At 38.5% G+C, this 457-nt stretch carries 1 protein-coding gene; it reads right to left on the bottom strand.

All coding sequences use genetic code 11. The features are described 5' to 3' along the window. Positions 1–117, bottom strand: a 117-nt coding sequence (locus A5N85_RS17995) for a DUF896 domain-containing protein (RefSeq protein ID WP_143143336.1), incomplete at its 3' end; no start/stop codon positions are given. Positions 118–457 lie beyond the last annotated feature (340 nt).

The raw sequence follows: 457 nt of genomic DNA, 5'->3' as shown, positions 1-457 counted from the left end.
CTGTGCACGGATTTGTGCTAAATAGGCTTGGCGTAATTGTTCACGCTCGGCACGTTGCTCAGGCGACAATGTCGGTAACCGTGCTAATACATTTAAGCGTTTTAATTCCGGAATCATGGATTAGTTCCTTTATCTGTGAAGATAAGCAAATCATACGGATAATATAGACATTTCAGAAGACCAAAAAATAAAAAGCATCGTTGTTAAAATGAAACGATAAAACTACTTTTTATGCTTTCGCTATAGCCAGCTTCTCAAAAAATGCATACAACGTTAACTCATATCTACTTTGGAAACAGTATTCTATCTACAAGTACGGTATGCATTTTTCGGGAGCCCTGCTATAGCTGAATGGGGTTAGCTTGCATACAAACTGACAAATCATAGACAGCTAACCTCAGTACGGCAAAACAAGCTAACGCCGTATGCGAGTTAAAGACATTTAGCTATAGAAAGA

This window comes from Suttonella ornithocola, from assembly GCF_001889065.1.
Lineage (GTDB): Bacteria > Pseudomonadota > Gammaproteobacteria > Cardiobacteriales > Cardiobacteriaceae > Suttonella_A > Suttonella_A ornithocola.
The sequence above is the reverse complement of the archived record's forward strand: the minus strand, read 5'-3'. Positions and strand labels throughout refer to the sequence as shown.